1 protein-coding gene is annotated in these 13,764 nt (G+C 75.8%); it reads right to left on the bottom strand.

The annotated features are described in order from the left end of the window. A partial coding sequence (locus KMS84_RS04905) for a type I polyketide synthase (protein ID WP_285893162.1) occupies positions 1-13,736 on the bottom strand: 13,736 nt, incomplete at its 3' end. Between the last annotated feature and the right edge of the window lie 28 nt (positions 13,737-13,764).

Below are 13,764 nucleotides of genomic sequence, written 5' to 3'. Positions count from 1 at the left end.
TACGCCTCATACAACTCCCGCCCCATGCCCACCCGCTGAGAACCCTGACCCGAGAACAGGAACGCCGTCCCACCCTCGGTGACCGGCCTGCCGGCGGACAGGTCCTCCAGTCCCGCCGCGAAGTCGCCCGGCTCACGGCCGACCAGCACCGCCCGGTACTCCAGCCGTGCACGGGTCGTCGCCAGCGACCACCCCACGTCCACCGCACGCACGGCGCGCTCGCGCACCTGCCCGGCCAGCCGCCCCGCCTGTTCGCGCAGCGCCTGCGCGGACCGCGCCGACACCACCCACGGCACCGGGACGACGGCCTCGTCCGTGGTCTCCACGGCTTCCGCGTCCGCTCCCGGAGCCTGCGCCCGCGGGGCTTCCGCGTGGGAGGCTTCCGCCTGCGGGGCCTGTTCCAGGATCACGTGGGCGTTCGTGCCGCTGATGCCGAACGCCGACACCCCCACCCGTCGCGGGCGGTCCTCGTCCTGCGGCCACTCCCGCGCCTCGGTCAGCACCCGGACCGCGCCGGCCGACCAGTCGACCTCGGGCGTCGGCTCGTCCACGTGCAGGGTGCGCGGCAACAGCCCTTCCCGCATCGCCAGCACCGACTTGATGACACCCGCCACGCCCGCGGCCGCCTGCGTATGACCGATGTTCGACTTCACCGAGCCCAGCCACAACGGCCGCTCCGCGGGCCGGTCCTGGCCGTAGGTGGCGAGCAGCGCCTGCGCCTCGATGGGGTCGCCGAGGGTGGTGCCGGTGCCGTGCGCCTCGACCAGGTCGACGTCGGCGAGGGTGAGTCCGGCGTTGGCGACGGCCTGCCGGATGACGCGCTGCTGCGAGGGGCCGTTGGGCGCCGTCAGGCCGTTGGACGCGCCGTCGGAGTTCACCGCCGAACCGCGCAGCACCGCCAGCACCCGGTGGCCGCGGAGCCGGGCCTCGGACAGCCGGGTCAGCACCAGGACGCCGACGCCCTCGCCCCAGCCGGTGCCGTCCGCGCCCGCGGCGAAGGCCTTGCAGCGGCCGTCCGGCGCCAGCCCGCCCTGCCGGGCGAAGGCGTCGAAGGCGTCCGGGGTGGCCATCACGGCGACGCCGCCCGCGAGGGCGAGGTCGCACTCGCCGCCGCGCAGCGCCTGCGCCGCGAGATGCAGCGCCACCAGCGACGACGAGCACGCGGTGTCGACAGTCAACGCCGGGCCCTCCAGGCCCAGGGCGTAGGCGATCCGGCCGGACAGGACGCTGCCGACGGCGCCGGTGAGCGCGTAGTCCCGCCCCGAGTCCAGGGAGCCGAGGAGGGTGGCGTAGTCGTGGGAGCCGGCGCCGACGAAGACGCCGGTGCGGCTGCCGCGCAGCGACAGGGCGTCCACGCCCGCCCGCTCCAGCGCCTCCCACGACGTCTCCAGCAGCAGCCGCTGCTGCGGGTCCATCGCCAGCGCCTCACGCGGCGAGATCCCGAAGAACGCCGCGTCGAACTCCGCCGCGTCCGGCAGGAATCCGCCGGTTCGGGAGAAGGCCGCGTCGGCGGCGACGGTCCAGCCGCGGTCGGCGGGGAAGTCGCCGATGCCGTCCTTGCCGGCGGCGACCAGGTCCCAGAGCTTCTCGGGGGTGGTCGCTCCGCCGGGGTAGCGGCAGGCCATGGCGACCACGACGACCGGGTCGTCGGCCGCCGGTGCGAGCACCGCGGGGACCGGGGAGCCGGCGGCGGTCTCGTCCCCGAGCAGCAGGGCGCGCAGCCGGCCCGCAGCCGCGGCGGGGGTGGGGTGGTCGAAGACGAGGGTGGCGGGCAGCCCGAGACCGGTCGCGGCGGCGAGCCGGTTGCGCAGTTCGACGGCGGTCAGCGAGTCGAAGCCCAGGTCCTTGAAGGGTTTCGACGCGGTGACGGCCTCGGGGCCGGTGTGGCCGAGGGCGGCGGCCGCGGCGGTCCTGACCAGGTCCAGCAGTTCCCGGTCGCGCTCGGCCGGCGACAGCCGGGCCAGCCGCGCGGCGAGGTCGGGGACGTCCTGCGCCGGGTCCGCGGCGGCGGTGCGGCGCGCCTGCGGGATCGCGTCGAGCAGCGGGCGCGGCCGGGCCGCGGTGTAGGCCGCGGCGAAGCGTTCCCAGTCCATGTCGGTGACCGTGAGGGCGCTCTCGTCGTGGTCGAGGGCCTGTTGCAGGGCGTCGAGCGCGCGGTCGGGGTCCATGGAGCGCACGCCGGCGCGGGCCAGGTCGCGCGCCAGGTCGTCGTCGACCATGCCGCCGCCCGCCCAGCTGCCCCACGCCACGGACGTGGCGACGAGTCCGCGGCGGCGCCGGTCCGCGGCGAGCGCGTCGGCGTGGGCGTTGGCGGCCGCGTAGGCGCCCTGGCCCGCGCTGCCCCAGACCGCCGCGCCGGAGGAGAACAGGACGAAGGCGTCGAGGTCGTGCCCGGCGAGCAGGGTGTCGAGGTGGTGTGCCCCGGCGGCCTTGGCCGCGACGACGTCGGCCAGTCCGGCGAGGTCCGTCTCGGCCAGCGGGGCGGTGCGGCTGATGCCCGCGGCGTGCACCACGGCGGTGACCGGGAAGCGGTCGGGCACCAGGGCGAGCGCCGCGGCGAGCTGCTCGCGGTCGGCGACGTCGCACGCGGCGATGGTCACCTCCGTGCCCGACCGGCGCAGTTCCGCGGCGAGTTCGGCGGCGCCGTCGGCGTCCGGGCCGCTGCGGCTGGTCAGCAGCAGGTGTCCGGCTCCGGCGCGGGCCAGCCGGCGGGCGACCCGGGCGCCGAGCGCGCCGGTGCCGCCGGTGACGACGACGGTGCCGTCGGGCCGGGGGCGCCAGGGGCGTGGGACGGCGGCGCGGTCCAGGGGCGCGCGGACCAGCCTGCGCACGTAGAGGCCGGCGGGCCGCAGGGCGTACTCCTGCTCGTCCGTGCCGGCGGTGAGCGCGGCCCGCAGCAGGGCGGCGGCGCGTTCGTCGGGTGCGGCGGGCAGGTCGACGAGCCCGCCCCACCGGGCCGGGGTCTCCAGGCCCGCCACCCGCCCCAGGCCCCAGAGCTGCGCCTGGGCGGGCGCCGTGACCTGGTCGGAGCGGCCGGTGCCGACGGCTCCCCGGGTGAGGCACCACAGGGGCGCGTCGACGGCGGCCTCGCGCAGGGCGGTCAGGAGCGTCAAGGTGTCCGCGACGCCCACCGGCACGGCCGGGTGCTCCGGGTGCGGCCGGTCGGCGAGCCCGAGCAGGGACGCGACGCCCGTCCAGTCGGTCCGCGTCGCCGTGAGGTCGGCCAGGCCCGCGGGTGTCGTCACGGTCGCGCCCAGCGCCGTGGCCGCCCAGCGCGTCACGGCCGCGTCAGGTTCGTGGGCCACCAGCAGCCAGTCGCCGGCCGCGGCGGCCGGGGCGGGCGGGGTCGCCGGGATCCAGGTGACGCGGTGGCGCCAGTCGTCGAGGAGCGCCGCGTCCCGGCGCCGGCGGCGCCAGCCGGACAGCGCGGGGACGAGTTCGCCCAGCGCTTGACCGTCGGGAAGGGCCAGTTCGGCGGCCACGGCCGCCAGGTCGCCGCGGTCCACGGCCCGCCACAGCCGCGCGTCCTCCTCGACGCCGCCCGGCGCGGCCGGCACGGCGGCCGGCTCCGGCCAGAACCGGCTGCGCTGGAACGGGTAGGTGGGCAGGGCGACCGGGCGGTCGGCCCCGGTCGCGCCGAGCACGGCCGGCCAGTCCACGGGGACGCCCCGCACGAACGCCTCGGCCAGCGAGCGCAGGAACCGCTCGGGGCCGCCCTCGTCCCGGCGGAGGCTTCCCACGGCGACGGCGGTCGCGCCGGCGGCGTCGACGGTGTCCTGCACGGCGGGGACCAGCACCGGGTGCGGGCTCATCTCCAGGAACACGTCGTGGCCCCGGTCGAGGAGCTGCTCGGTGACGGGCCCGAACAGCACGGGCCGGCGCAGGTTGCGGTACCAGTAGCCGGCGTCGAGGCCCGTGGTGTCGAACAGGGCGCCGACCGTCGTGGAGTGGAACGGGATCGCGGACGGGCGCGGCTCGACCCCCGCCGCCCGTTCCGTCAGCCGGGTCTCGATCCGCTCCACCTGGGCGGAGTGGGAGGCGTAGTCGACGGGGATGAGGCGGGCGCGCACCTTCGTCCTGCGGCACTCGGCGAGCAGTTCGTCGAGGGCCCGCGGTTCGCCCGCGACCACGGTGGAGCCGGGGCTGTTGTGGGCGGCGACGGAGATCCTGCCGTCCCAGGGGCGGATGCGCTCGGCCGTGTCGGCGGCGGACAGCGCCACCGTCATCATGCCGCCCCGGCCGGAGAGTTCCCGGGCGATCAGTCCGCTGCGCAGGACGACCAGCGCGGCGCCGTCCTCCAGGGTGAGCCCGCCCGCGACGCACGCGGCGGCGATCTCGCCCTGCGAGTGGCCGACCACCGCGGCGGGTTCGACGCCGCAGGAGCGCCAGAGTGCGGCGAGCGAGACGCTCACCGCCCAGGAGGCGGGCTGGAGGACGTCCACCCGGTCCAGTCCGGGCGCGCCCTCGCGTTCGTGCAGGACGTCGGCGAGCGACCAGTCGGTCAGCCCGGCCAGCACGTCGGCGCAGCGGTCCATCCACCGCGCGAAGACCGGCGAGGACTCCCACAGCATGGCGGCCATGCCGGTCCACTGCGCGCCCTGACCGGGGAAGACGAAGACGACCCGGCCCCGGGTGTCGGCCGCGCCGCGCACCACCCGGGCGTCCTCCCGTCCTGCGGCGAGCGCGGCGAGGGACGCCTCGCGGTCGGCGGGGCCGCCGGCGAGCAGGACGGCGCGTTCCTGCCACAGCGTCCTGGCCGTCACCAGGGACCTGCCGACGTCGGCGGGCTCCGCCTCGGGCAGCGGTGCGCGCAGCGCCTCGGCGCGGGCGGCCAGCGCCGGGGCGCTCCGGGCGCTCAGCACCCAGGGCACGACCGGGGAGCCGAGGACGGGTGACGCCGGGGCGGGCGCATCCGGCGCGGGTGAGTCCGGCGCGGGTGAGTCCGGGGCGGGCGCATCGGGGACGGGGGAATCGAGGAGGGCGGACGGGGAGGCCGCGGTCCCGCCGGCCGAGGGTCGCAGGGCCCGGGGCTGGGTGGTGGCCGGCTCGGGGGCCTGTTCGAGGATGACGTGGGCGTTGGTGCCGCTGACGCCGAACGCGGACACCCCGGCCCGGCGCGGGCGGCCGGCCTCCGGCCACGGCCGGTTCCCGGTGAGCAGGGCGACCGCTCCCTGGGACCAGTCGACCTCGGGGGTCGGCTCGGGCGCGTGCAGGGTGCGCGGCAGCTGTCCGTGCCGCATCGCGAACAGCATCTTCAGCACGCCGGCCATCCCGGCCGCGGCCTGCGTGTGGCCGATGTTCGACTTCACCGAGCCCAGCCACAGCGGCCGGTCGGCGGGCCGGTCCTGCCCGTAGGCGGCCAGCAGCGCCTGCGCCTCGATCGGGTCGCCCAGCCGCGTCCCCGTGCCGTGCGCCTCGACGGCGTCCACGTCGGCCGGCGCGCAGCCCGCGTCGGCCAGCGCCTGCCCGATGACGCGCTGCTGGGCGGGTCCGTTCGGCGCGCTCAGCCCGTTGGACGCGCCGTCCTGGTTGACGGCGGTGCCGCGTACGACGCCGAGGACCTCGTGGCCCAGGCGGCGGGCGTCGGAGAGCCGCTCCAGCAGGACGGTCCCGACGCCCTCGCCCCAGCCGGTGCCGTCGGCGTCCGGGCCGAACGCCTTGCAGCGGCCGTCGGCGGACAGGCCCCGCTGACGGGAGAACTCCAGGAAGATCTCCGGGCCGGACATCACGGTCACCCCGGAGGCCAGCGCCAGATCGCACTCGCCCGCGCTCAGCGCCCGCACGGCCAGGTGCAGGGCGACCAGCGAGGAGGAGCACGCGGTGTCGACGGTCAGCGCGGGGCCTTCCAGCCCCAGGGTGTAGGCGATCCGGCCGGACAGCACGCTGGAGGCCGTGCCGGTCAGCACATGCCCCTCGACCTCGGCGGAGCCCAGCAGGGCGGAGTAGTTCTGCCCGTTGGAGCCCACGAAGACGCCGGTCCGGCTGCCGGCGAGGGAGGACGGCACGATGCCCGCCCGCTCCAGCGCCTCCCACGACGTCTCCAGCAGCAGCCGCTGCTGCGGGTCCATCGCCAGCGCCTCACGCGGCGAGATCCCGAAGAACTCGGCGTCGAAGTCGGCCACGCCGGTGAGGAAGCCGCCCTCGCGCACATAGCTGGTGCCGGGGTGGTCCGGTTCCGGGTGGTAGAGGCGGTCGAGGTCCCAGCCCCGGTCCTCGGGGAAGGGGCCGACGGCGTCGCGGCCGTCGAGGACGAACCGCCAGAACTCCTCCGGGGTCGTGACGCCGCCGGGGAACCGGCAGGCGGCCGACACGATCACGACGGGATCGTCCTGGATCCGCGCGGGGGCGGCGGGACGCGCGTCGGCGCTCCCGCTCCGGGCGCCTTCGAGGACGGCGGCGAGGTGCTCGACGAGCCTGGCCGGGGTGGGGTGGTCGAAGACCAGGCCGGTCGGCAGCCGCCGGCCGAGGGCGGCGGCGAGCCGGTTGCGGAACTCGACGCCGATCAGCGAGTCGAAGCCGAGCGCGCGGAAGGTCCGCTCGCGCGGCACCCGGTCGGCGCCCGGCAGGCCGAGCGCCACGGCGACCTCCGCGGACACCAACGCGTCCAGTTCCCGCCGGAGTTCGTCGCCGACGAGCCCGCCGAGGCCGCCGAGCGGGCGCGTCGCGGGGGCCGCTTGCCGTTCGGCCTCCCGACGCCGGGCGTGGCGCACCTCGGGAACGCCGGTGAGCAGGGGGCTGGGCCGGCCGGGGCCGAACCCGGCCGCGAACCGGTCCCAGTCGACGTCCGCGACGGTCACGGCACGATCGCCGTCGGCGAGCGCCCGTCCGAGGGCCGCCAGGGCGGCCGCCGGTTCGAGGGGCGTCAGCCCGGCGCGGGCGAGCCGTTCCCGGGCGGCGTCCGAGTCGGCGGCCATGCCGCCCCCGGACCAGGAGCCCCAGGCGACGGCGGTCGCGGGCAGGCCGAGCCGGGCCCGGTGGACGGCCAGGGCGTCCAGGTAGGCGTTGGCGGCCGCGTAGTTGCCCTGCCCGGCCAGACCGACCGAACCCGCGAGGGAGGAGAACAGCACGAACACCGACAGGTCGAGGTCCGAGGTGAGCTCGTGCAGGTTCCACGCCCCGGTCACCTTGGGCGCGGCGACCGCGGCGAACCGCTCGGGGGTGAGCGCGTCGAGCACGCCGTCGTCGAGCACGCCGGCGGCATGCACCACGCCGGTCAGCGGCCGGTCGGCGGGCAGTCCCGCGATCAGCGCCGCCAGCGCGTCGCGGTCGGCCACGTCGCAGGCGGCGACGGTGACCTCGGCGCCCGACTCCCGCAGGCGGGCGGTCAGTTCGCCGACCCCCTCGGCCTCGGGGCCGCGCCGGCCGACGAGCAGCACGTGCTCCGCCCCCGCCTCGGCCAGCCACAGCGCGAGACGCGCGCCCAGCGCCCCGGTGCCGCCGGTCACCAGCACGGTGCCGCCCGCGGACAGCCGCAACGCGTCGGCGACGTCCGAGCGGGTGGCGGCGGTGGCGCGGTCGGCGTGGGCCCCGGCGCCGGTGGCGTGTTCGGTGTCGGCGGGCCCGGCGGCCGACGGTCGCGCGGCCACCCGGCACAGACGGCGGGCGAACATCCCGGCGGGCCGCACGGCCAGCTGGTCCTCGCCGGTCCCGCCGGCCAGCGCGGCGCACAGCCGGGTCCGCGCGGCGGAGTCCAGGGCGTCGGGCAGGTCGACCAGGCCGCCCCACCGCTCGGGCTGCTCCAGCGCGGCGACCCGCCCCATGCCCCACACCTGGGCCTGCGCCGGAGCGGCCAGCGGATCGGACGGGCTCACCGCGACCGAGCCCCGGGTCAGGCACCACAGCCGCCCGCCGCCGCCGGCATCGGTCAGCGCCTGGAGAAGGACGGCGGTGGCGGCGGCCCCCGAGGAGGCTCCGCCGTCGAGTCCGAGCAGCGACACCACTCCCCCGGCGTCCGCGCCGAGCGCGTCGCGCAGGAGGCCGGCGAGTTCGGCGCGGTCGGGCGCGGCGGCGTCGGCCTCGACCGTCCGGGGCTGCGCGCCGTGTTCCCGGAGGGCGGCGGTCACCTCCCGCACGAGGTCCTCGTGCTCCCCGGCGGCGGGCACGACGACGGCCCAGTGGCCGCCGAGCGACGGACGCGGACCGTCCGGCAACGGCGTCCATTCGATCCGGTAGCGCAGCGGATCCACGGCGGACTCGGCCGTCGGCGCGGACTGCTCCAGCCAGTACCGGCGACGCTGGAAGGCGTAGGTGGGCAGTTCGACCCGGCGCGCCCCGTAGGGCGCGAAGAAGGCGGCCCAGTCCACCGCCGCACCGGCGGCGTGCAGCCTGCCGACGGCGGTCAGGGCGGCGAGGTCCTCGGGCCGGTCGCTCCGGAGCAGGGGGGCGACCGTCAGGCCGCGCTCCCGGCCCTGGTCGGCGAGGGTGTCGTGGGCGAGCGAGGTCAGGCTGCCGTTCGGGCCGAGTTCGAGGAAGCGGCGCACGCCGAGGTCGTGGGCCGCGCCGACGCCGTCGGCGAAGCGCACCGCCTCACGGACATGCCGCACCCAGTACTCCGGGTCGCACAACTCCTCCCCCGCGACACGCCCCGACACGTTCGACACCACCGCAACACGCGGGGCACGGAACTCCACCGACTCCAGCACCGCACGGAACTCCGCCAGCATCGGCTCCATCCGCGCCGAATGAAACGCATGCGAGACCGCCAGCCGCTTCACCCGCCGCCCACGCCCCGCCCACCCCTCAGCCAGCTCCAGCACCGGCCCCTCGTCCCCCGACAACACCACCGACCGAGGACCGTTCACCGCCGCCACCGACACACCCACCGGCAGAACCGGCAACTCCTCCTCCCCCACCTCCACAGCCACCATCGCCCCACCCACCGGCAACGCCTGCATCAACCGCCCCCGCGCCGCCACCACCCGACACGCATCGTCCAACGACCACACACCCGCCACACACGCCGCCGCCACCTCACCGATCGAATGCCCCACCAGCACATCCGCCCGCACACCCCACGCACTCACCAACTCGAACAGCGCCACTTCCAACGCGAACAACCCCGCCTGCGCGAACACCGTCCGCTCCAACGCCTCCCCATCACCGAACACGACCTCCTTCACCGGCCGCTCCGACACCACGTCCAACCGCCCGCACACCTCGTCGAACGCGGCCGCGAACACGGGATACGCCTCATACAACTCCCGCCCCATGCCCACCCGCTGAGAACCCTGACCCGAGAACAGGAACGCCGTCCCACCCTCCGACACGGCACGTCCGGCCGGTCCCCGCACCGACTCGAGCTCGTCCAACTGGGCGAGGAGGTCGTCCTGTTCGCGGCCGACCAGCACCGCCCGGTACTCCAGCGCCGCACGCCCCGTCGCCAGCGACACACCCACGTCCACCGGACGCGCACCACCCGCCCGCACCTGCCCGGCCAACCGCCGCGCCTGCTCCCTCAACGCCTCGGCAGACCGCGCAGACACCACCCACGGCACGGCCACCCCACGCCCCGAGACGGCATCACCCACGTCCGGCACCACCTCAGCCTGCGGGGCCTGCTCCAGGATCACGTGGGCGTTCGTGCCGCTGATACCGAAGGAGGAGACACCCGCACGCCGCGGCCGGCCCTCCGCCCGCGGCCACTCCCGCGCCTGCGTCAGCAACTCCACCGCGCCCGCCGACCAGTCCACCTCCGGCGTCGGCGCGTCCACGTGCAGCGTGCGCGGCAACACCCCTTCCCGCATCGCCAGCACCGACTTGATGACACCCGCGACCCCGGCGGCGTACTGGGTGTGTCCGATGTTCGACTTCACCGAGCCGAGCCACAGGGGCTCCGCGCCCGACCGGTCCTGGCCGTAGGTGGCCAGGAGCGCCTGCGCCTCGATCGGGTCGCCCAGAGCGGTGCCGGTGCCGTGCGCCTCCACCATGTCCACGTCCGACGCCGACAGCCCGGCCGAGGCCAGCGCCTGCCGGATGACGCGCTGCTGCGAGGGGCCGTTGGGCGCCGTCAGGCCGTTGGACGCGCCGTCGGAGTTCACCGCCGAACCGCGCACCACCGCCAGCACCTGCCGGCCGTCGCGCACCGCGTCCGACAGCCGGGCCACGGCGATCATGCCGACGCCCTCGCCCCAGCCAGTGCCGTCCGCGCCCGCCGCGAACGCCTTGCAGCGGCCGTCTCCCGCGAGGCCGCCTTGGCGGGAGAACTCCACGAAGGCCCCGGGCGTGGCCATGACCGTCACGCCGCCGACGAGGGCCAGGTCGCACTCGCCGCCGCGCAGCGCCTGCGCCGCGAGATGCAGGGTCACCAGCGAGGACGAGCACGCCGTGTCCACGGTCACGGCCGGGCCCTCCAGGCCCAGGGCGTAGGCGACACGGCCCGACATCACGCTGCCCGAGGCGCCGGTGAGGGCGTAACCGCCCCCGGCCTCGGTCGAGTTCATGAGCACCGTCGTGTACTCCTGCGGTGTGCCGCCGACGAAGACGCCGGTGCGGCTGCCGCGCAGGGAGTGCGGGTCGTAGCCCGCGCGTTCCAGCGCCTCCCACGACGTCTCCAGCAGCAACCGCTGCTGCGGGTCCATCGACAACGCCTCGCGCGGCGAGATCCCGAAGAACGCCGCGTCGAAGTCGCCCGCCTCCGCCAGGAAGGCGCCCTGCCGGGCGCCGCCGGACTCCTCGATGAACGCGTTCATGGCGAGTCCGTTCCAGCCGCGGTCGGCCGGGAAGTCCGTCATCTCGTCGCGGCCCTCGACGAGCAGCCGCCACAGGTCCTCGGGACCGCGCACCCCGCCGGGGAACCGGCAGGCCATGCCGACGATGACGACCGGGTCGTCGTCCGTCGCCCGCAGCTGTGGCAGTGCGGCCTCGACGCCGCTGTCGAAGAGCTTCTCGTGCAGGTGCCCGGCGAGCCGGTGGGGCGTCGGGTAGTCGAAGACGACGGTGGCGGGCAGCGCCAGTGCGGTGGCCGCGTTGAGCCGGTTGCGCAGCTCCATCGCGGTCAGCGAGTCGAAGCCCAGGTCGCGGAAGGGCTTGCCGGCCGTGATGTCGTCCGTCGTCGCGTGGGTGAGAACGACCGCCGCTTCCGCGCGGACGACTTCCAGGAGCCGTTCGTGCTGCTCGGACACGGTGAGTCCGACGAGGGACCGGCGCAGTGCCGAGTCGCCGCCGGTGGCGGCGTCCGCCTGGTCGGAGGACTCGCCGAGCACACGGGCGACCTCGGGGATGTCCTCGATCAGGGGGCGGCGCCGGGCCATGGTGTACCCGGGGGCGAAGCGCGCCCAGTCCATGTCGGTCACCGTCAGGGCGGTCTCGTCGTGCTCCAGCGCCTGCCGGAGCGCCTCGACGGCCGTCCCCGGGTCCATCTGGCGGATTCCTCGCCGTTGCAGCTGTTCAGCGGTCCCGTCGGTCGCCATGCCGGTGTCCTTCCAGCCTCCCCACGACACCGAGGTCGCCGTCAGGCCGCGGGCCCGGCGCTCCCACGCCAGCCCGTCCAGGTAGGCGTTCGCGGCCGCGTAGGCGCCGGTTCCGGCGCTCCCCCAGACCGCGGCGCCGGACGAGAACATGACGAACGCGTCCAGTTCCAGGCCGAGTTCGGCGGTCAGCTCGTCCAGATGGCGGGCGCCGAGGGTCTTGGCCGACAGCACTGTCGCGTAGTGCGCCGGGGTGGCCGCGGCGAGTTCCGCGTAACCGGAGACGCCCGCGGTGTGGAAGACGGCGGTGAGGGGGTGTTCGGCGGGTATCGCCGCCAGCAGGTCGGCGAGGGCCGCCCGGTCGGTGACGTCACACGCGGCGACCGTCACCTCCGTGCCCAACCCGGCCAGTTCCTCGACGAGTTCGGCGGCCCCCTCCGCCTGCCCGCCCCTGCGGCTCACCAGCAGCAGACGCTCGACGCCCTCCTTCGCCAGCCACCGCGCCAGATGCCCGCCCACACCACCGGTACCACCCGTCACCAGCACCGTGCCCGACGGACTCCACTGCCGGACCGGGGCCGTGTTCGCCCCCAACGGCGCACGCACCAGACGACGCCCGTAGACGCCCGACGACCGCACCGCCACCTGGTCCTCACCGTCACCGCCCGCCAGCACCCCGGCCAACGAGGCCGCAACCCGCTCGTCCCACACGGCGGGAACGTCGACCAGACCACCCCAGGCGGCCGGTTGCTCCAGACCGACCACCTGCCCGAGCGCCCACACCGACGTCTGGACCGCGGAGATCGCATCGTCCGCGCTCACACCGGCGACGCCCCGGGTCAGCACCCACAGCGGAGCCTCGCTCTCGCCGTGGGCCTGCACCAGCCGCAGCGTCGACTCCAGCGCCGACGGCTCGTCCCACGCCAGCAGGGACACGACACCCGACGCGTCCGACAGGGCCGCCTCGCTGAGATCCGGCAGCACCGACACCTCGGCCCCGGCCGCCTCCAACGCCTCGCGCACCTCCTCCACCGGCGCGTCCCCACCGGCACTCACCACCAGCCACGTCCCCGACAGACGGGCCGCCGCCGGCACCGTCACCGAACGCCACACCGTGCGGTAACGCCACGCATCCAGCACCGACCGCTCCTGACGCCCCTTGCGCCAGGCCGACAACGCCGGCACCACCGGCCCCCACACATCCGGCACCGAACCGTCCACGAGAGCAGCCACACCCTCGACGTCCGCCCGCTCCACCGCACCCCAGAACGCCGCGTCCACCGGGTCCGTGACGCCGTCGGCACTGGGCGGCACCACGTCCTCGATCCAGTAGTGCTCGTGCTGGAACGCGTACGTCGGCAACTCCACCCGACGCGCACCGTTGCCCGCGAACGCCACCGACCAGTCCACCGACGCCCCGGCCACGTACGCCTCGGCCAGCGACGTCAGGAAACGCTCCGCGCCGCCGTCGTCCCGACGCAGTGACCCCACGGCCGCGCCGGCGCCGTACACGCTCTCCAGGGTCTCCTGGATCGCCATGACCACGACCGGATGCGGACTGGACTCCACGAAGACCTGGTGATCCTGCTCGGCGAGCATCCGGATCACCGGCTCGAACAGCACCCGCTCCCGCAGATTCGACACCCAATACGCCGCATCCAACCCAGCCGTGTCCAACCGCTCGCCCGTCACAGTCGAGTGGAAGGCCACCGACGACGACTGCGGCCGAATGACGGCCAGTTCGGTCAGGAGGTCCTCGTTGAGGGCGTCCACCTGGACGGAATGCGAGGCGTAGTCCACCGCGATGCGACGCGCCCGCACCCCCGCCGCCTCGCACTCGGCCAGCAGATCGTCCAACGCACCGGGCTCGCCCGAGACCACCGACGACGACGGCCCGTTCACCGCCGCCACCCCGATCCGGCCCTCGAACCGGACGATCCGCTCCTCCACCTGTTCGACCGGCAACGCCACCGACACCATGCCGCCCCTGCCCGACAACTTCCGCGCCACCAGCCGCGAACGCACCGCGACCACCCGCGCCCCGTCCTCCAACGACAAACCCCCCGCCACGCACGCCGCAGCCACCTCACCCTGCGAATGACCCACCACCGCAGCCGGCTCCACACCGAACGACCGCCACACCGCCGCCAACGACACCATCACCGCCCACAACACCGGCTGCACCACATCCACCCGCGACCACAACGGATCACCACCGTCACGGAACACCACATCCCGCAACGACCAGTCCACGAACGGCGACAGCGCTTCGTCGCACTCCTGCATCCGCGCCCCGAACACCGGCAAGGTGTCCCACAGTTCGCGCCCCATCCCGACCCACTGCGACCCCTGGCCCGGG

The sequence above is a fragment of the Streptomyces hilarionis genome (genome assembly GCF_024539675.1).
GTDB lineage: Bacteria > Actinomycetota > Actinomycetes > Streptomycetales > Streptomycetaceae > Streptomyces > Streptomyces hilarionis.
The sequence above is the reverse complement of the archived record's forward strand: the minus strand, read 5'-3'. Positions and strand labels throughout refer to the sequence as shown.